The organism is Sphingomonas sanxanigenens DSM 19645 = NX02 (assembly GCF_000512205.2).
In the GTDB taxonomy this organism is placed as follows: domain Bacteria; phylum Pseudomonadota; class Alphaproteobacteria; order Sphingomonadales; family Sphingomonadaceae; genus Sphingomonas_D; species Sphingomonas_D sanxanigenens.
This window is the reverse complement of the sequence record NZ_CP006644.1, coordinates 1,451,675-1,470,340: the sequence shown is the minus strand read 5'-3', so window position 1 is coordinate 1,470,340 and position 18,666 is coordinate 1,451,675. Positions and strand designations below refer to the sequence as shown.

At 68.0% G+C, this 18,666-nt stretch carries 20 protein-coding genes; 10 read left to right on the top strand and 10 right to left on the bottom strand.

All coding sequences use genetic code 11. From position 1 onward, the window contains the following. Positions 1 to 86: 86 nt before the first annotated feature. The 4 genes from NX02_RS06915 to ftsE are packed head-to-tail and all read right to left on the bottom strand — an operon-like array spanning position 87 to position 2,945. Entirely contained in the window at positions 87 to 773 is a 687-nt protein-coding gene (locus tag NX02_RS06915) for a lysophospholipid acyltransferase family protein (protein WP_025291464.1), read from the bottom strand. 2 nt (positions 774 to 775) lie between these two features. Further along, on the bottom strand, positions 776 to 1,306 hold the full coding sequence (locus NX02_RS06910; protein WP_025291463.1) for a YdcF family protein: 531 nt from the start codon (positions 1,304 to 1,306) through the stop codon (positions 776 to 778). After that, positions 1,303 to 2,226, bottom strand: a complete 924-nt coding sequence (locus NX02_RS06905; protein WP_047099751.1) for a cell division protein FtsX — start codon at positions 2,224 to 2,226, stop codon at positions 1,303 to 1,305. Before NX02_RS06905 ends, NX02_RS06910 begins: the two co-directional genes overlap by 4 nt. Further along, on the bottom strand, positions 2,223 to 2,945 hold the full coding sequence (gene ftsE, locus NX02_RS06900) for a cell division ATP-binding protein FtsE (RefSeq protein ID WP_025291461.1): 723 nt from the start codon (positions 2,943 to 2,945) through the stop codon (positions 2,223 to 2,225). The genes NX02_RS06905 and ftsE overlap by 4 nt, the downstream gene beginning before the upstream one ends. Before the next feature lie 217 nt (positions 2,946 to 3,162). On the opposite strand from ftsE, the gene NX02_RS06895 reads away from it, so the two are divergent. Further along, positions 3,163 to 3,888: an MJ0042-type zinc finger domain-containing protein gene (locus NX02_RS06895; RefSeq protein WP_053000608.1), complete on the top strand. Its 726-nt coding sequence runs from the start codon at positions 3,163 to 3,165 to the stop codon at positions 3,886 to 3,888. 6 nt (positions 3,889 to 3,894) lie between these two features. On the opposite strand, the gene NX02_RS06890 is transcribed toward NX02_RS06895, so the two are convergent. After that, positions 3,895 to 4,872: an AraC family transcriptional regulator gene (locus NX02_RS06890; protein ID WP_281178313.1), complete on the bottom strand. Its 978-nt coding sequence runs from the start codon at positions 4,870 to 4,872 to the stop codon at positions 3,895 to 3,897. A 99-nt stretch (positions 4,873 to 4,971) separates the two neighbouring features. Here NX02_RS06890 and NX02_RS06885 point away from each other — a divergent pair, with 99 nt between their 5' ends. Further along, positions 4,972 to 5,280, top strand: coding sequence for a DUF8200 family protein (locus NX02_RS06885; protein WP_025291458.1), 309 nt, complete (start codon positions 4,972 to 4,974; stop codon positions 5,278 to 5,280). Positions 5,281 to 5,299: 19 nt separating this feature from the next. Here the strand turns inward: NX02_RS06885 and NX02_RS06880 are convergent, their stop codons facing one another. Continuing rightward, positions 5,300 to 6,127 carry an ABC transporter permease gene (locus tag NX02_RS06880; RefSeq protein WP_025291457.1) on the bottom strand — a complete coding sequence of 276 codons (828 nt, stop codon included), beginning with the start codon at positions 6,125 to 6,127 and terminating at the stop codon, positions 5,300 to 5,302. Between the two features lie 94 nt (positions 6,128 to 6,221). Between NX02_RS06880 and NX02_RS06875 the strand changes: the two genes are divergently transcribed. Then, positions 6,222 to 6,908, top strand: a complete 687-nt coding sequence (locus NX02_RS06875) for a GcrA family cell cycle regulator (protein WP_025291456.1) — start codon at positions 6,222 to 6,224, stop codon at positions 6,906 to 6,908. Between the two features lie 78 nt (positions 6,909 to 6,986). Here the strand turns inward: NX02_RS06875 and NX02_RS06870 are convergent, their stop codons facing one another. After that, positions 6,987 to 7,826: an outer membrane protein gene (locus NX02_RS06870; RefSeq protein ID WP_025291455.1), complete on the bottom strand. Its 840-nt coding sequence runs from the start codon at positions 7,824 to 7,826 to the stop codon at positions 6,987 to 6,989. A gap of 173 nt (positions 7,827 to 7,999) precedes the next feature. Here NX02_RS06870 and parE point away from each other — a divergent pair, with 173 nt between their 5' ends. Genes parE through NX02_RS06850 form a run of 4 tightly spaced genes read left to right on the top strand, consistent with a single transcriptional unit; the run spans position 8,000 to position 12,956 of the window. Continuing rightward, positions 8,000 to 9,979, top strand: coding sequence for a DNA topoisomerase IV subunit B (gene parE / locus NX02_RS06865; protein ID WP_025291454.1), 1,980 nt, complete (start codon positions 8,000 to 8,002; stop codon positions 9,977 to 9,979). A gap of 43 nt (positions 9,980 to 10,022) precedes the next feature. Next, positions 10,023 to 11,159 (top strand): acyltransferase family protein, encoded by a 1,137-nt coding sequence (locus NX02_RS06860; RefSeq protein WP_025291453.1) that lies wholly within the window; start codon positions 10,023 to 10,025, stop codon positions 11,157 to 11,159. A 19-nt stretch (positions 11,160 to 11,178) separates the two neighbouring features. Further along, entirely contained in the window at positions 11,179 to 12,645 is a 1,467-nt protein-coding gene (locus NX02_RS06855; RefSeq protein WP_025291452.1) for an FGGY family carbohydrate kinase, read from the top strand. After that, complete coding sequence (locus NX02_RS06850) at positions 12,645 to 12,956, top strand: DUF167 family protein (RefSeq protein ID WP_039996454.1); 312 nt, start codon at positions 12,645 to 12,647, stop codon at positions 12,954 to 12,956. Before NX02_RS06855 ends, NX02_RS06850 begins: the two co-directional genes overlap by 1 nt. Before the next feature lies 1 nt (position 12,957). Here the strand turns inward: NX02_RS06850 and NX02_RS06845 are convergent, their stop codons facing one another. Beyond that, entirely contained in the window at positions 12,958 to 13,419 is a 462-nt protein-coding gene (locus NX02_RS06845; RefSeq protein ID WP_025291450.1) for an Lrp/AsnC family transcriptional regulator, read from the bottom strand. A 132-nt stretch (positions 13,420 to 13,551) separates the two neighbouring features. On the opposite strand from NX02_RS06845, the gene ald reads away from it, so the two are divergent. The 3 genes from ald to NX02_RS06830 all read left to right on the top strand — a co-directional run bounded on the left by ald (position 13,552) and on the right by NX02_RS06830 (position 15,837). After that, the gene (ald, locus tag NX02_RS06840; RefSeq protein ID WP_025291449.1) at positions 13,552 to 14,667 is read left to right on the top strand and encodes an alanine dehydrogenase; all 1,116 of its coding nucleotides are present in this window, start codon (positions 13,552 to 13,554) and stop codon (positions 14,665 to 14,667) included. Between the two features lie 190 nt (positions 14,668 to 14,857). Further along, positions 14,858 to 15,340 carry a hypothetical protein gene (locus tag NX02_RS30615; RefSeq protein WP_025291448.1) on the top strand — a complete coding sequence of 161 codons (483 nt, stop codon included), beginning with the start codon at positions 14,858 to 14,860 and terminating at the stop codon, positions 15,338 to 15,340. A gap of 5 nt (positions 15,341 to 15,345) precedes the next feature. Next, complete coding sequence (locus NX02_RS06830; RefSeq protein ID WP_245648788.1) at positions 15,346 to 15,837, top strand: Lrp/AsnC family transcriptional regulator; 492 nt, start codon at positions 15,346 to 15,348, stop codon at positions 15,835 to 15,837. Positions 15,838 to 15,943: 106 nt separating this feature from the next. Here the strand turns inward: NX02_RS06830 and NX02_RS06825 are convergent, their stop codons facing one another. Both NX02_RS06825 and NX02_RS06820 read right to left on the bottom strand, forming a co-directional pair. Next, positions 15,944 to 17,257, bottom strand: a complete 1,314-nt coding sequence (locus NX02_RS06825; protein WP_025291446.1) for a metal-dependent hydrolase family protein — start codon at positions 17,255 to 17,257, stop codon at positions 15,944 to 15,946. Positions 17,258 to 17,315: 58 nt separating this feature from the next. After that, on the bottom strand, positions 17,316 to 18,662 hold the full coding sequence (locus NX02_RS06820; protein ID WP_025291445.1) for a metal-dependent hydrolase family protein: 1,347 nt from the start codon (positions 18,660 to 18,662) through the stop codon (positions 17,316 to 17,318). Positions 18,663 to 18,666 lie beyond the last annotated feature (4 nt).

Sequence of the window (18,666 nt, the reverse complement as noted above, 5' to 3'; positions counted from 1 at the left end):
CCGTCTCCATCGCCGCGGCATCGACGTGATTACTCGGAGTATAACTGCAGGAGCTGCGGTGAAAAGGGAAGACCGAAGAAGCGCGCTCAGGCGTTGAGGGCGTTGATCGCCCGATGCACCCGCGCCTCGACTTCGGCGCGCGGCAGGCCGGGCGGAATCGTCTCGCCGACGCGGAAGGTGATGGTGCCGGGATGCTTGGTCATCGCGCGCGTCCACAGCCGGCCGCTGTCGAGCGCGATCGGCACCACCGGCAGCCCGAGCGCCTTGTAGAGCCCGGCAAACCCGGCGCGGATCGGCGGCGTTTCGCCCGGCGGCACCCGCGTGCCCTCGGGGAAGATGAGCACTGATCGCCCTTCCCTTGCCGCCGCCTTTGCCGCCGTCAGCATTTCGCGCATTGCGCGGGCACCGGCGTCGCGGTCGACCGGGATGATGCCGTAACGGCGCGCCGCCCAGCCCCACAGCGGAATGCGCGCGAGTTCAGCCTTCATCACCACTGCGGGCGCATCGAACATCGGAATCGCGCGCAGCGTTTCGTACATCGCCTCATGCTTGAGCGCGATGAGCACCGGCCCATCGGGAAGTTCGCCCTCGATCCGGGTCCGGATGCCGAGCAACGAATAGGCAGACCCGATGAAGAACCGGCCCCACGCATCGGCCACGGCGATCAGCCAGCGCCGATCGACCAATCCCACCAGGAGCGCGATGAAGACGAAGGGCACCGTCGCGACATAGAAGACGAGCGTGAACAGCAGCGAGCGCAATGCGGCGATCATGCTCAAAGCCCCACGAGCACGGCGGCGCGGCGCAGCAGGAATTTGTTATACTCCATCAGCAGCATCCCGAAATTGGGGTCACTCTTCACGGCATCGCCGACCACGGTCACGTCACGCGGCAGCGAATGCCGGAGTTCCAGCGCGGCGCGCGGCATGTGCCAATCGGTGGTGACCAGACGGACGCTGCGATAGCGCCGCGCCGCGATCCAGCGCGCGGTCTCCTCGCCGTTGGAGCGCGTGTCGACGGCCTCATGGCCCAGATCGACGCAGCAATCGAACAGCGCGAGCGGTGCGCGGGTGCGCGCGGCCAGTTCGTGGGGCTTCACCGCCGGCGCCACGCCCGAAACGAGCATCCGCTTGGCCAGGCCGCGGCGCATCAGCGCCAGCCCGCGCTCGATCCGGCCGGGACCGCCGGTCAGCACCACGATCGCGTCGGACCGCGCCGGCGGCAGCGGCTGCGGCAACAGCACCACGAACAGGGCGAAGCCCAGCGCCCAGACGATCAGCAGCAGCGAAGCGGCACGGCGGATCATGGCAGACGTTCCAGCGCGCGCAGGATGGTGAGCCGGGCGGCAGTCATCGCCAGCACCCCACCGGCGACCGGCAGACCGGCGAGCAGCAGCCATCCGCCCCAGCCGATCGAGCCCGCAGCGAGCGCGGCCGCGCCGACCGCCGCGATCCGCGCGCCGATCGCCAGCAATGTGACGATCGCCGCGGCTGCCCCGGCGATGCCGCCGAACAGCGCGTCGAGCCCGATGCGCCGCTGGAAGAGGCCGGCGATGCGGCCGTCGGTCTCGCCAAGCAGATGGAGGGTGGCAATGGTCTGGCGATGCGCGTCGAGCGCGCCCCGCGCCGTCAGCACAACGGTTGCGGCGGTGGCGGCAGCGGCCAGCGCAACGATCACGCCCGCCAGCAACGTCAACGCGCCGAGCAGCCCGGAGAGTGGCGCGAGCCATGCGGCGTGGCGATCGATCCGCGCGCCGGGCGCGACACGCGCCAGCACCGCCTCGATCCGCGCCAGCACCGCCGCCTCGTCCGCCGGCGCGAAGTCGAGATCGATCAGCACGGGCACCGGCAGATCGGCGTCGATGCTGCCCGCGCCCAGCCAGGGTTCGAGCAGCGCGGCGATCTCCGCATCGGTCACGCGACGGACGCCGTCGATACCGGGCATGCTGCGCAATGCGGCGCTTGCGGCCTTCGCCGCGGCCGCGCGGCGGACAGGATCGGCCTCGACGATCTGGACCGTCGCGCGGCCGGCAAGGTCCGAACGCAACCCTCCGGCGGCGTTGGAAAGGCCGATGCCGGCGGCAGTCGCGAGCACCGCCAGGAACATCATGATCGCCACCACCCAGGGCATCGGCCCCAGCGAACGGCCTTCGGGCAGCAGCTTGCGGTCGGCCGCGCTGCCGAACGACCGGACGATCACGTCACCGATCCGCGCAGCGGTCGTCATGCCGCCGCCCCCGTTTCGGATTGCCGCCGCGGCGGGAAGCGCAGCGCGCCGGTGGGGTCGGCGAGGCGACCGCGGTCGAGCCGCATGATCTGCGGATCGGCCACCGCCTGCAGCAGGTGGATGTCGTGCGTCGCCACCACCAATGTGGTGCCCAGCCGGTTGAGGCCGTCGAACAGGCGGAACAGCCGCGCCGCCATTTCCGCATCGACATTGCCGGTCGGCTCATCCGCGATCAGCAGCTCCGGTCGGCCGATCACCGCGCGCGCGATCGCCACCCGCTGCTGCTCGCCGCCCGACAGCGTTTCGGGCCGCGCCCCGGCGCGGTCACCCAGCCCGACCCAGTCGAGCATTTCCCCCACGGGCCCGGCGATCTCGCTATCCGCCGCCCCGGCGACGCGCAGCGGCAGCGCGACATTGTCGAAGACCGAAAGGTGCGGCAGCAGCCGGAAATCCTGGAACACCACACCGATCCGGCGACGCAACGCGGGCAGGCGCGCGCGCGGAACATGCGCGACATCCTCACCGAACAGCCGCACCGTGCCGGTGGTGGGCCTCAGCGCCAGATAGAGGAGCTTCAGCAGCGAGGTCTTGCCCGCCCCCGAGGGACCGGTGAGGAAATAGAAGCTGCCGGGTGCCAGCGCGAAACTGACCCCCGAAAGCACATCGCCCCCGGCGCCATAGCGTAGCCCGACATCCTCGAATTGTACGATGCTGCCCAAGCCGCTTCCCGGTTCGCCCATTCGCTCTCGCCATCGCACAGCCGCAGGTGCGGCGTAAAGCGGCCGCGATCGTCCGCGGCCATGCTTCGACGCTTGCCAGCGGCGCGCCAACGGTGCTTAGAAGCAGCGGACGGCGTGGATGGCGCCCGAGAGTGACAGAAAAGTCTGCCCGCGAACGATGATCCTGCAGTGCCCCGAATGCCGGACGAGCTACTCCGTGCCCGACGACGCGATCGGCGCGGAAGGGCGCTCGGTGCGGTGCGCGGCGTGCAAGCATAGCTGGTTTCAGCCCCCCATCGACGGGGACGGGGCGGCAGACCCAACCGGTGACCCGCTTCCTGCCGAAACCCCGGCCGATGCGGCAGCGGCCGATGCCGTGCCCGAAGCCCCGGCCACGCAAGGCGACGCGGCTGAGGAACCCGCAGCCGTCGCGGTGGAAGAGCCGGTGGCCGACACCGTCGCCAGCCCGCCCGCCGCCAGCCCGCCCGCGTTGCCGAAGCCGCGACGCTCGCGCCGCTGGATAGGGGTCGCCGCGTGCGGCGTGCTCGCGCTGATCGCGGGCGTGCTCGCGCTGTTCTATTTCGGCACGCCGACCTTCGCCGCCGATCTCGCCAGCCGCCTCGGCTTCTCGGTGCCGGCGCCGCGCGTGGTGCTGCTGATCGAGCCGCCCACGACCGAACGGCGTGAGATGGAAAGCGGCAACGAACTGCTCGCGATCAGCGGCCGGATCGTCAACCCGACCGACAGCCCGCAGCGCGTGCCCGACATCCTCGCCGAACTGCGCGATACCAGCGGCCGCGTGGTCTATGGCTGGACGATCACCCCGCCCAGCCGCGAGATCGCGCCGCGCGCGACGATGGCGTTCAACAGCGCCGAGGTGGATGTGCCGCGCGCATCGAACAAGTTGCAGCTGAGCTTCTCGGGCGACGCCCCCCGCAAGTGACGGCGATCAGCGCGCCAGTGCCGCTTCCGCCTGCCTGAGCGCAGTGCTGGGCGGCGCCGGCACTGCCTTGTCTCCCGAGGCGCGGCGATACCGCCCCGGACTCACCCCCGTCACCCTGCGGAAAGCCTTCGAGAAAGCGGATTCATTGTCATAGCCGACGCGGTAGGCGATGCCGGCGATCGGCTCCGCCGACTGGCGCAGCATGGTACCGGCACGATACATCCGCCAGCGCGTGACATAGTCGAGCGGCGTCAAGCCGACGCGGGCGCGAAAGCGGGCGGCGAACGAAGATCGCGACATCCCGGCGAGCCGCGCGAGTTCGTCGACTGTCCAGCCATGGTCGACCGCGCCGTGGATTGCGCCGATCACGGGTGCCAGCCGGGGATCGCCGAGCGCACCCAGCCAGCCGCCCGCTTCCTCACCGGCCCGATCGGCGTAGGCGCGGATCGCCTGGATGAAGAGAATGTCGGCCAGCCGGCTGACGACGATCGAGGTACCGAGGTTGCGCTCTCCGGTTTCGAACGCGAGCAGTTGCAGCGTCGCCTGGATCATCTGCGACTGATCCTCGGCCACGCGCGCCAGGATCAGCCGCGGCATCAGATCGATGAGCGGCCGGGCACTGATCTCGTCGAACATGAACCAGCCGGTAATCACGGTCGCAGCGATCCCGCCGCCGCCGTGCCGCACGACATGATGCTTATGTTCGCGCAAGGCATCGAAGCAGAATTTGGTGGGAGAGGCGGGATCGTCCTGCAGCACATAGCGCAGGCCCGAGGCGATCACGTAGCAGTCACCGGTTTCGAGCCAGACCGGTGCCTCGCCGTCGACGCTCAGCCAGCAGCCGCCCTGCGCGACAAGGCCGAAGCGCGCCGCGCGGCCCTGCATGAATTCCACCCCCCATGGGGCGCTGCCTTCGAACCGCGCGTAAAGCGCGGTACGGGTTCGCATGGCGGAAAAGACGTCATCAAGCGGATCGATGGACATTTGGACGACCGACACAGGTTTTGCGCGTTCTAGCGCTTCATCGTCTCAAATTCCAGTAGCACAATGCAACCATTGTCAACAGTCCGCAAGGAGAGTGTGATGGTTCGCATGATATCCCTGGCAGCCGCCGGCTGCCTCGCCGCCGCGGCGATGCCGGCCTGGGCGGGCACCGCCGGCGAAGTCCGCTTCGCCGATGGCGTCGCCGTGCCCGAAAAGGTGGTGGTGGAGGACCGGCTGTGGCGGTGCGCCGAACGCCAGTGCAGCGGCCCGGGCGAGACCTGCGGCGTAGCGATGATGCGCGCCTGCAAGACGCTGGCGCGCAGCGTCGGCACCGTCGCCAGCTATCGTGTCGGCGTCGCCGGACTTGAGGCGGACGCGCTCCTGACCTGCAACGCCGCGGCAGACTGAGCCGCCGGCGCTCGCGGCGTCAGTTCTTGATCTTCCAGCCGCGCGCGATCACCGCATAGGTAATGCCGAGCAAGACGAGGTTGATCAGCAGGATCAGCACCGCACCCGCGACGATCGGCGAATCCGCGCGCTGGAGGAAGCCGTAGCGGAAGCCCGAGATGATGTAGAAGAACGGGTTGGCGTGGCTGACCATCTGGAAGGCCGGGCTCAGCCGGTCGACCGAATAGAAGGTGCCCGACAGCAGCGAGAGCGGCCCGACGACGAAATTGCTGACGGCGGCGGCATGGTCGAACTTTTCCGCCCAGACCGAGGTCAGCACGCCGAGCGTCGACAGGAACACCGCGCCGAGCAGCCCGAACCACAGCACGCTCAACGGGTGCGAGGGCACAATGTGGACGCCCGGCCACAGCAGCATCGCGACCCACACGGTGAGGCCGACCAGCACCGCGCGCGTGGTGGAGGCACCGACCAGTGCCGCGAGCAGTTCGGCGGTGGACAGCGGCGGCATCAGATAATCGACGATGGTGCCCTGGATCTTGCCGGCGAGCAGCGAGAAGCTGGCATTGGCGAAGGCGGCCTGCATCATCCCCATGATGATCAGGCCTGGGGCGACGAAATCGGCGAAGGGCACGCCCATCACCGTCGTGCCGCCACGGCCGAGCGCGACGGTGAAGATGACGAGAAAAAGCAGCGTCGTCAGCGCGGGCGCCCAGATCGTCTGGAGCTGCACCTTGAAGAAACGCCGCACCTCCTTGATATAGAGCGCACGCATCCCTGCCCAGTTGACGTTCCTGATGGTCGGGACGCCAGGTGGGTTGCGGACTCCGGATTCGGGCTGGCCGTTCATTGCCGGATCGCCTATCGGCGTTCGGCCCAACCCGCAAGACGAACTGATCGGCAGGCCATGTTTGGCCGCAGAGATATTTGAACAAGGACGACCGATGGCCTGGACGGACGAGCGCATCAACCAGCTCAAGACGATGTGGGAACAGGGGATGACCGCGAGCCAGATCGCCGAGGAACTCGGCGGTGTGAGCCGCAACGCCGTGATCGGCAAGGCGCACCGGCTTGGCCTGCAGTCGCGCCCGTCACCGGTGAAGGCGAACGATAGCGAGGCGAAGGCCGAGGAGCGTCGCGCCGCGGCGCCGCCGCCGCCGCGTGCCGCCGAACCCGTGCCTGCCCCGGTGCCGGTGCCGGTGCCGGCAGCGGCCCCTCGCCCTGCCCCGGCGACCACCGCTGCCGCCGCCGAACCGCAGTCACCCCCGGCCGAAGCCGCGCCCCGCCCTGCCGAACCGGCGATGCGCTCGGTCGGCCCCGGCGGCTTCCTGCGTCAGGGCCCCGGCGACCAGCAGGCACCGATCCCGCCCGCGCCGCCCCGCCGCCTCGTGCCGGCGAAGCCCAGCGCCGACATCGCCGGCAAGACCAGCCTGCTCGAACTGAACGACCGCATCTGCAAGTGGCCGCTGGGCCATCCGGGCGAGCCGGACTTCCACTTCTGCGGCGTGCAGGTGAACCCCGGCTTTCCCTATTGCGTCGAGCATTGCGGGCAGGCCTATCAGGCGCAACTGCCCCGGCGCGACCGCCGCCCGCCGCCGCCGCTGCCCTTCGGCGGCCCGCGCGTTCGCTGATACAAAAAAGGCCGGCGCGAAGGCGCCGGCCTTTTTCGTTCGGACCCGCTCCCGCCGAAGCGGAAGCGGGTCTGGTCGTCAGAACCGGAACGAAGCGGTTGCGCGCACGCTGTGCGTGTTGAACTTGTCGTCGCCCCGCTGGAAGTCGGTGCCGTCCGCATTGACGAGGCGGAACGGGTTGGTCAGCGGCGCGGTGCCGGGACCCGCCCGGACGACATAATCATCGTCCTTCAGGCTCGTGTAGAGATATTGCAGGCCCACCGAGAAGTGGCTGCCCAGCTTCTGCTCGACACCGCCGCCCGCGCTCCAGCCCCAGGCATCCGAATTGCCGCTGCCGGCAAAGGCATTGGCGCCGTTGCTGGTCGAGAAGCTGTTCTTGATCCGGGCCCAGGCACCGCCGCCCGTGCCGTAGAAGAGCGTGCTGCCGTTCGGCGTATAACCGGCACGCAGGCGGGCGCCGGCATTATATTTGAACTCGCGGGTCATCGTGTAACGGGCTGGCGTCGTGCTGAACGCGGAGACGCTGTCCACCGCCTCGCTCTTGCCGAATTCACCGACGACGCCGACGACGAAGGAGCCCATCTGCCGGTCGAAGCCGACATGGCCGTAATATTCGATGCCGTCCTTATCGCTTCTGCAGCCTGCATCCCGGGTCGAGCCCAGCGCGCGGCCACCGCAGAAACCCGGTGAGAATGCGTTGGCACCTGACGCGGTGTTGACCGTGTCGCCGAAATCGCCGTCCAGATCGGTGTCGAAATCGATGCGCGAGCCGCCATCATTGGGCTGCAGCGTCGCACCGAACGATCCGCCGACATAAACGCCGGAAAAGCCGTCCGTGGCCGCTTCCTGCGCCGCAGCCGGCATCGCCACCGACACCAGGCCAAGCGCCGCAACCGACGCCAGATATTTGATACGCATACGCTACTCCATGCTCGCTCATTCAAGCCCGGTAGGAACAAAGACGGCGTGGGATCGATCCATGGCACCGATCGTTCGCGCCGCATCTGTGGCCGGAATGCAACAGGCCCATCCGGCTACGCGGCGGGGCCATGCCTTGCCAGCAACGCTTCGGGGCCCCATAGCCTTCGCCCATGTCTGACGACGATCTGTTCGCGGCCCCCATCCCCACGTCCGGCGCCTACGACGCCTCGTCGATCGAGGTGCTGGAGGGACTTGAGCCGGTGCGCCGCCGCCCCGGCATGTATATCGGCGGCACCGACGAGCGCGCCTTCCACCATCTCGCCGCCGAAGTGCTCGACAATGCGATGGACGAGGCCGTCGCCGGCCACGCCAGCCGCATCGAGGTGCTGCTCGAACCCGGCAACCGGCTGACCATCGTCGACAATGGCCGCGGCATCCCGATCGACCCGCACCCGAAATTCCCGGGCAAGTCGGCGCTCGAAGTCATCATGACCACGCTCCATTCGGGCGGCAAGTTCGCGGGCAAGGCCTATGCGACCTCGGGCGGCCTCCACGGCGTGGGCGTCAGCGTGGTCAACGCGCTGTCGAGCGAGACGGTGGTCGAGGTCGCGCGCAACAAGGAACTTTTCCGCCAGAGCTTCTCGCGCGGTGCGGTGATGACCCCGCTGCAGAAGCTGGGCGGCACCCCCAACCGCCGCGGCACCAGCGTGACCTTCGTCCCCGACACGGAGATCTTCGGGGAGATGCATTTCAAGCCGGGGCGCCTGCACAAGCTCGTGCGATCCAAGGCCTATCTGTTCGCGGGCGTCGAGATCCGCTGGAAATGCGCGCCCGAACTGATCGGCGACGACACGCCGCCCGAGGCAGTGTTCCAGTTCCCCGGCGGGCTTTCGGATCATCTGCGCGCGCAGCTCGAGCAGCGCGAGTGCGCGACCACCGAATTCTTCGCCGGTCGCCATCCGTTTCCGGACGAGCAGGGCCGCGTCGAATGGGCGGTGGCCTGGCCGCTGTGGTCGGAGGGCAGCTATAGCTGGTATTGCAACACCATCCCCACCCCCGATGGCGGAACGCACGAGACCGGGCTGCGCGCGGCGCTGGTGAAAGGCATTCGCGCGTTCGGTGAGCTGGTCGGCCAGAAAAAGGCCAGGGACATCGCCCCCGAAGACGTGATGACCGGTAGCGAACTGATGCTGAGCGTGTTCATCCGCGATCCGCAGTTCCAGAGCCAGACCAAGGACCGGCTGACCAGCCCGGAGGCGGCGCGGCTCGTGGAGAACGCCGTCCGCGACCATTTCGACCATTTCCTCAATGAGAACATGGAGCGCGGCCGCGCGCTGCTGGGCTTCGTCCTCGATCGCATGGACGAACGGCTGCGCCGCAGGGCGGAGCGCGAGGTCAAGCGCAAGACCGCGACCGCGGGCCGCAAGCTGCGCCTGCCCGGCAAGCTGACCGACTGCTCGGCGGACGATCCGGCGGGCACCGAATTGTTCATCGTCGAGGGCGACAGCGCCGGTGGCTCCGCCAAGCAGGCACGTGACCGCAAGACGCAGGCGATCCTGCCGATTCGCGGCAAGATCCTCAACGTCGCCTCGGCGAACACCACCAAGATCCTCGCCAACCAGGAAATCGCCGACCTGATCCAAGCGATCGGCTGCGGCACGCGCGACAAATGCGTGCCCGACAATCTGCGCTACGAGCGGATCGTCATCATGACCGACGCCGATGTGGACGGCGCGCATATCGCGACATTGCTGATGACCTTCTTCTTCCAGGAAATGCCCGAGCTCGTCCGCCGCGGGCATCTCCACCTCGCGCAGCCGCCGCTGTACAGGTTGGTCGCAGGCGGCAAGAGCGCCTATGCGCGCGACGAAGCGCACCGCGCCGAGTTGGAACGCACCGAATTCAAGGGCAAGAAGGTCGAGGTCAGCCGCTTCAAGGGCCTCGGCGAGATGAACCCGCAACAGCTTCGCGAAACGACGATGGATGTGCGTACGCGCTCCATGCTGCGCATCACCCTGCCGCAGGAATATGAGGAGCGCGCCGGCGTGCGCGACCTTGTCGACCGGCTGATGGGCCGGAACCCGGAGCATCGTTTCACGTTCATCCAGGAAAATGCGGCACGGCTCGACGAGGAAGCGATCGACGCATGACCGTGAAGCGGGTCGGGCGAACAGCGGACGGGGGTTGCGGGCGATGACCGGCACGTCCGTGGCGCGCAACGCGGATGCGATCCGCACCGAAACCGCGATCAAGGTTGCGCGGGTTATCTGCATCCTCGGCATCGTCTATGTGCATAGCTGGACGGGGCTGACGCTCGATCAATCCAAGGCGCTGAGCCACGGCACCCAGTCGGTTTATCGCGCGGTTCTGGTCGAATTGCTCGGCCGGTCGTCGGTGCCGCTGCTCAGCGTGATTTCAGGCTATCTCGTCGTCGGCTCCGCGATGAAGCGCAGCTATGGCCGCTTCGTCGGCGGCAAGGCGCGCGCGATCGTGGCGCCGATGGTCGCATGGAATGCGATCGCGATTCTCACGATCCCCACCATCGGTACGCTCGCCGGCATGCAGGTGCCGGTGCCGCGCGACGCGCAATGGTTCGCGGACGAACTGTTCGCGCTCACCCGCGCCAACGACATCAATGTGCAGATGCCGTTCCTGCGCGATCTGTTCCTGTGCATGCTGGCCGCCCCCCTGCTCGTCCGCGCGCGCGGCTGGATGCTCGGGATCGCGGCAGCGCTTGTGCTCGCATGGATCCTCACCGAATGGCGCACAATCCTCTTCCTGCGGCCGCCGATCCTGTTGTTCTTCCTGATCGGCATCGGCGTGCGCCGCGCCAAGATCGGCCCGAAGCTCGCGCAGATCTCGCCGTTGCTGGTCCTGCCCGCCTTCCTGTTGCTGGGCGGCGTGAAGCTGTGGACGGTGCTGGAAGGGCCGATCGTACTCGGCACGCTGCCCCTGTCGATGGCAGCCGTCGATCTGGTGCTGCGCTTCGCCGGCGCGCTCGCCTTCTGGCAGGCGGCATGGCGCCTCGCGGACTCGCGCTTCTCGCCGATCTTCTGGCGGCTGGAACCCTATATGTTCCTGCTGTTCTGCTCGCACCTCGTGGTGCTGTGGCTGGGCGGCCCGCTGATCGGGCAGTTCACCGGCGCTCTGGGTGCGCCGCTCTACCCGGCGTATCTCACGCTCCAGCCTGCGCTTGTGCTGGTCTTCACGCTGTTCCTCGCGATCATCCTGCGGCGCCTGCCTGCCTCCATCGGCGACATCCTCTCCGGCGGCCGTCTGCCGCGCGGAGCGGACGAGACCCGGCAGCCCGCGCTCGCGGTCAGCCGCTGACCTGGCGCCGACGATGCCCATGGCCGACCGCGTCCTCGTCATCGACGAAGGCACCACCTCGACCCGTGCGATGCTGTTCGACGCATCGGGCAACGTTCTGGCGAGCGCACAGGCGGAACTGACGCAGGGCTATCCCGGCCCCGGCCTCGTCGAGCATGACGCCGCCGAAATCTGGGACAAGGTGCTGGAAACCTGCCGCGCGGTGATCGCCCAAGCGGGCGACGCGGATGGCATCGCCGCGATCGGCATCACCAACCAGCGCGAAACGGTGGTGTTCTGGGATCGCGAGACCGGCGAGCCGCTTGCGCCGGCGATCGTCTGGCAGGATCGCCGCACCGCCGATATCTGCCGCCGCCTGAAGGAGGATGGCGAGGAACCGGGGGTGCGGGCGCTGAGCGGGCTGCTGCTGGATCCCTATTTCTCCGGCAGCAAGATCGGCTGGGCGCTGGAGCATTGGCCGCAACTGCGCGAGGCAGGCACCCGGCTCGCGATCGGCACCGTCGAGTCCTATCTCGTCCACCGGCTGACCGGCGGGCTCCACATCAGCGACGCCACCAACGCTTCGCGCACCGCGCTGATGGCGATCGGCAGCGGCGGCTGGGACGACGGACTGTGCGACCTCTTCCGCGTGCCGCGCCGGCTGCTGCCCGAGATCGTCGATTCCGCCGGCCGCTTCGGCGAGACGCTGCCCGAATTGTTCGGCCGCGCGATCCCGATCTGCGGGCTTGCGGGCGACCAGCAGGCCGCCTCGATCGGCCAGCGCTGCCTGACGCCCGGCGACACCAAGGCGACCTATGGCACCGGCGCCTTCGTTTTGACCCACACCGGCACGACGTTGCCGCGCTCGCGCCACCGTCTGCTCGGCACCGTCGCCTGGCAGCTTGGCGGCGCGCGCAGCTATGCGCTGGAAGGGTCGGTGTTCGTCGCCGGCAGCCTCGTCAAATGGCTGCGCGACAGCCTGAAGCTGATCGAAAGCGCCGCCGAGACCGAGGGGCTGGCGCGATCCGTCACCGACAATGGCGGCTGTTACCTCGTGCCCGCGCTGTCGGGGCTGGGCGCGCCCCATTGGGAACCGGGCGCGCAGGGCGTGATCGCCGGGCTCGGCTTCGCGACCAGCCGCGCGCATGTCGTGCGCGCCGCGCTGGAGTCGATGGCGCACCAGACCTACGACCTCAAGGCTGCCTTCGCCGCCGATGGCTTCGACTGGACGACCTTGCGGATCGACGGCGGCATGGCCGCCAACGACTGGATCGCGCAGGATCTGGCCGACATGCTCGACGTGCCGGTCGAGCGGCCCGCCTTCATCGAGACCACCGCGGTGGGCGCGGCGATGCTCGCCGGGCTCGGCTGCGGGCTGTTCGGCAAGCTCGACGAGGCAGCGACGATGCGCGGGGCCGTCGACGAATTCCAACCCGCGGCGAACGCGACGCTGCGCGACACCCGCCTCGCCGGCTGGCGCAAGGCCGTCACCGCCGCGATCGGGTGATGCTGCCCGCGACGCCGCACGCGGAGGGCCTGCGCATCGCCGTGCGGGTGACGCCGCGCGCATCGCGCGACGCGATCGAGGGCGTGGCAGCGGATGCGGCGGGCCGCCCCGAACTGCGCGTCCGCATCACCGCCGCCCCGGTCGACGGCAGCGCCAACACCGCCGTGATCGCCCTGCTCGCCAAGGCGCTCGACGTGCCACGCCGCGATACAAGCCTGCTGTCGGGCACGACCGCGCGATCGAAGCAATTGCTGGTGAAGGGCGACCCTGCCGTGCTTTCCGCCCGTCTCGCGACGCTGGTCGGCGCCTGACTCAGCGCTCCGGCACCGGATAGCCGCGCCATGGCTTGATCTGGCGGATGACGAAGCTGGTCCGCATCGCCGACACGCCGGGTAGCTGGGCGAGGCAGTTGCGGTGGATGTCGTCGAACGCGGCTAGGTCCGGTGCGGCGACGCGGATCACATAGTCGGCCGCGCCCGAGGTGAGATCGCAGGACAGGATATCGTCGAACCGGCCGACGGCCTCCTCGAACGCGTCCATCGCCTCGCGGCTCTGGCGGGTCAGCGAGATTTCGACCAGCGCGTGGAGGCCGAGGCCCAGCCGCTCCGGATCGAGCCGCGCGCCATACCCCTCGATATAGCCTTCGCTTTCCAGCATCCGGATGTGACGATGGCACGCCGAACTCGACAATCCGGCATATTCGGCCAGTTCGACGATGGGTCGCCGTGAGTCGGCCTGCAACGCCTCAAGCAGGATCCGATCGGCCTTGTCCATTTTTGCTCCATCCCATCATTTGATCGAAACCGGGATGGAATCCCGCCCGATCAGCTTGGCAGCGCCATATCAGGGAGAAAATTGCGCGCAAACCGCGATACACTGTCGCGACCTTTGCAGGGGAGAGCTTCGATGATCGTCGGCACCGTACGGGAAATCAAGAATCACGAATATCGCGTCGGCCTGACGCCCGAGAGCGTCACCGAACTGGTCGCACATGGCCACGACGTTCTGGCCGAAACCGGCGTGGGTGACGGCATCGGCTCGGGTGACGACGCCTATCGCGCCGCCGGCGCGACGATCGTCGCGACCGCCGCCGAGATCTTCGCGCGCGCCGAGATGATCGTGAAGGTGAAGGAACCGCAGCCCGCCGAACGCGCGATGCTGCGCGAGGGCCAGATCCTCTATACCTATCTCCACCTCGCGCCCGACCCCGAGCAGACCCGCGACCTGATCGCCTCCAAGGCGGTGTGCATCGCCTATGAGACCGTGACCGACGCCTCGGGCGGCCTCCCGCTCCTCAAGCCGATGAGCCAGGTCGCCGGCCGCCTCTCGATCCAGGCCGGCGCGACCGCGCTGGAGAAGGCCCATGGCGGCCGCGGCGTGCTGCTGGGCGGCGTGCCGGGCGTGCTGCCCGCGAAGGTCGCGATCATCGGCGGCGGCGTGGTCGGCTTCAACGCCGCACAGATGGCCGCCGGCATGGGCGCAGACGTGACCATCCTCGATCGTTCGCCCGAGGTACTGGAGCGGCTGGGCATTTATTTCGAGGCGCGTGCCAAGACGCGCTTCTCCAACCGCGCCAACCTCGCCGCGGCGGTGGCCGAAGCGGATCTGGTAATCGGCGGCGTGCTGATTCCGGGCGCCGCCGCCCCCAAGCTCGTCACCGCCGACATGCTCAAGACGATGAAGAAGGGCGCGGTGCTCGTCGACGTCGCGATCGACCAGGGCGGCTGCTTCGAAACCAGCCGCGCGACCACGCATGCCGAGCCGACCTACATCATCGACGGCATCGTCCATTATTGCGTCGCCAACATGCCCGGCGCCGTCGCGCGTACCAGCACCTATGCGCTCAACAACGTGACCCTGCCGCATGCGCTGCGCATCGCCGATCTCGGCTGGAAGGCTGCGCTGGCGCGCGACCCGCACCTGCTGGCGGGCCTCAACGTCTGCAACGGCCATGTCACCTATGAGGCGGTCGCGCGCGATCTCGACCTGCCCTATGTGCCTGCCGCCGACATGATCCGCTGAAAACAGGCATAACCATCTCCGGCCGGCGCATATTTGCGTCGGCCGCGCCAAATGATGTGTGATTTTTGGCGCAATCGATCTTCCCAATGCCCTGAAACTCGCTCATGCTGCCTGTCTGCCGAGCGCCCTGTCGCCGATTGGGGGGTGCGGCGCGGCACCTTGCGATTCAAGGACGGAGCAGCAGGAAAAGATGAAGGGTCGCACGATCACCGCGCTATTTGCCGCCGCCATGCTGGCCGGCATTCCGCAGGCGCACGCACATGACGATGGCATCACCGCGCCGACGCCCGAGGGCGGACTTTCGTGGGACGTACTGGAAAGCAGCCACGCCGTGGAGTGGCATGACGCGGCCACCCAGCGGACGTATCTCAAGCCGCAATTCTCGGCAGAAGCCGCCGCGTTTGACAACAGGAGCGTGACCGTCGCCGGCTTCATGATGCCGACCGAAGAGGGCAAGGCCGAGCAGAGCCGCTTCATCCTGTTCCAGTATCAGCCCGATTGCCTGTTCCACATGGCGATGGGGCCGACGCATTTCATCGACGTCCGCACCAGCGCGCCGGTGCGCGTGACCGATGGCCCGCTGGTGCTCAAGGGAACGCTGCGGCTGGTGAAGGCAGACCGCGGTGGCATATTCTACCGCCTGGACGACACCAGCCTCGCCACCGGGAGTTGACCGGCATGGAACGGCTCCGTCCCGCCACGATGGAACAAGGCGCCGAGCTCGATACCTATGACGGAAAGATCCTGCAGATGCTGGCGGCGGACGGCCGGATCAGCTGGCGCGACCTGGCGGACGGCATCGGCCTTTCCCTGACGCCGACGCTGAGACGCGTGCGCCGGCTGGAGCGCGACGGCTATATCGAGGGCTATGCCGCGATCCTCGACGAAAAGCGGATGGCGGGGTCGCTCAGCATCTTCGTGATGCTGACGCTGGAGCGCCAGTCCGACGAGATGCTGGGTGAGTTCGAGCGCGAGATCAACGACTTCCCCGAAGTCATCAGCTGCTTCATGACCACCGGCAGCACCGATTACCTGCTGCGCGTGGTGGTGCGCGATCTCGACCATTATCAGCATGTGCTGCGCCGGCTGACCGCCATCCGCAGCATCGCGCACGTCAATTCGATCGTGTCGCTGAAATCGATCGTGCGGCGGCGGGGGTTTCACGTTTGAGGCGGGACGCGTGCGGCAATCATTTTGGGGAGGACGTGCCGGGTCCGCCAAAGAGTGACACGCCCTCCCCCTCTCCCCTCCCGCAAGCGGGAGGGGAAGTCCGTCATCAGTTGAAGGCGAGCGGCTTGCCGTCCTGCTTGTAGACCTTGCCGCCCTTCATCACGAACTGCACCTTCTGCAGGATCGTGATGTCCCTGGTGGGATCGCCGGTCACCGCGATGATATCGGCATAGCGGCCGGGCTGGACCGAACCGACCTCGTTGGAACGGCCCAGCAGATCGGCGGCGTTGCGTGTGCCGGCGAGGATGGCGTCCATCGGCGGGATGCCGGCGGCGACCATATATTCGAGCTCCTTGGCGTTCTCGCCGTGCGGGCGCCAGCCGAGCTGGTCGGTGCCGAGCGCCACCTTCACGCCGGCCTTCCAGGCGCCGACCGCGTTGTGGACCATCGTCGGCGTGACCGCGATCGCCTTGTCCGCAACCGTCGGCGGCAGCTTGTCCGGCGTGGTCACCGCGACGTCGTAGATCTCCTTGCCGGCGAACAGAGTCGGAACCATGTAGGTGCCGCGTTCCTTCATCAGCTTGTAGGTCGCGGCATCCGAATAGGTGCCATGCTCGATCGAATCGACGCCCGCGCGCACCGCCGCCTCGATCCCGGCCTTGCCGTGCGCGTGGCTGGCGACCTTCATGTTGAGCGAATGCGCGGTATCGACGATCGCCTTGAGCTCATCGTCGCGCAGGAGCTGCAGGTTGGGGTCGTCGCCGACGCTGGCGACGCCGCCGCTGGAGTGGATCTTGATGTGATCGGCGCCGCGCTTGTGCAGTTCACGCACGGCCTTCATCGCCTCGACCGGTCCGTCGACGACGGTCATCTTCCAGTCGTCGGTGCGCTCCCAGCGCGGATCGATACCATTGCTGGGATCGGAATGGCCGCCGGTGGGGCTGATCGCCGGGCCCGAGATCCACAGCCGCGGCCCCGGGATGAGGCCGGCGTTGATCGCGTTCTTGAGGCCCGCCATCACCTCCATATTGCCGCCGACGTCGCGCACGGTGGTGAAGCCGCCGTTGAGGATCTGGCGGACGTTCCAGGTCGCCTGGAACGCCTGCTGCTCGGGCGTGCCGCGCAGCTTGTCGCGCCGCGAGCCGCCGCCGCTGACATGGTCGTGCATGTCGATCAGGCCCGGCAGCACGACGCTGCCCGCCAGATCGACCACTTCGGCGCCCGCGGGCGTGACGAAACCCTTCTCGATGCCGACGATCTTGTCGTCCTTGATGACGATCGACACCTGCGTGCGCGGCGTGGTGGAGATGCCGTCGATCAGGGTGCCGGCATGGATGACGACGTCCTTGGCGAGCGCCGGCGCAGTGGTGGACAGCAGCGCGCCGAGCGCGAGTGCCGCCGTCGTGAAACGCTTCTTCATGGCTTCAAACCCTTTGTGATGTGCGTGGTGACGAGGGGACGGGAATGCCGTCCGCGCCTCAGTCGAGCGGCAGCGGCTTGCCATCCGCCTTGTAGACCTTGCCGCCCTTCATCACGAACCTGACGCTCTGGAGCAGCTTGATGTCCTGCGTGGGATCGCCATCCACCGCGACGATGTCCGCGAAGCGGCCGGCCTGGATCGAACCGACATCGCCGGACTTGCCGAGCAGGTCGGCGGCGTTGCGGGTCGTCATCAGGATCGCGTCGATCGGCTTGATGCCGACGGCGACCATATATTCCAGCTCCCTGGCGTTCTCGCCATGCGGGCGCCAGCCGAGCTGGTCGGTGCCCATCGCCATCTTCACGCCAGCGCGATAGGCGTTGATTGCGTTCTTGCGCATCTTCGGCGTCACCGAGATCGCCTTGTCGGCCACCGTCGGCGGCAGCTTGTCCGGCGTCGAGACGGCGACGTCGTAGATTTCCTGGCCGGCGAACAGCGTCGGCACCATATAGGTGCCGCGTTCCTTCATCAGCCTGTAGCTCTCGGCATCGGCATAGGTGCCATGCTCGATCGAATCGACGCCGGCCTTCACCGCAGCGTCGATGCCGGCCTTGCCATGCGCGTGGCTGGCGACCTTCATGCCCAGCGAATGCGCGGTTTCGACGATGGCTTTGAGTTCCTCGTCGTTGAGAAGCTGCAACGCGGGATCGTCGCCGGGGCTGGCGACACCGCCGGAGGCCGCGATCTTGATCAGGTTGGCGCCGCGCTTGTGCAGTTCGCGCACCGCGCGGATCGCGCTGACCGGGCCATCGACGACGCCCAGCTTCCAGTCGTTGGTGCGCTGCCAGCGGGGGTCCATATGGTTGGTGGGATCGCCGTGGCCGCCCGTGGGGCTGAGGCCGTTGCCCGAGACGGTCAGGCGCGGGCCGGGGATCAAGCCCGAATTGATCGAATCGCGCAGCGCCACGACCAGTTCGGTCGCGCCGCCGACATCGCGCACGCTGGTGAAGCCGGCGTTGAGGATGGCATTGACGTTCCAGCTCGACTGGTAGGCCGCCTGCTCGACCGTGCCCCGCAGCCGATCGCGCGAGCCGCCGCCGGTGACGTGGTTGTGCATGTCGATCATGCCGGGCAGCACGGTCGCGCCCGACAGGTCGATCACCTCGGCGCCGGCGGGCGTCACGAACCCGTCCTGCACGCCGACGATCCGTTCATCCTTGACGATGATCGAGACCTTGCTGCGCGTGGCGGTGGAGGTGCCGTCGATCAGGGTGCCGGCGTGGATCACCACATCCTTCGCATGCGCGGCCGAAGCAGCGCCGAATGCGATCGCGGTGGTGACCGCGAACATCGCCTGGCGTCCGAACGCCTTGCCGAAACTTTTGCCCAAACTCTTGGTGGTCATGACG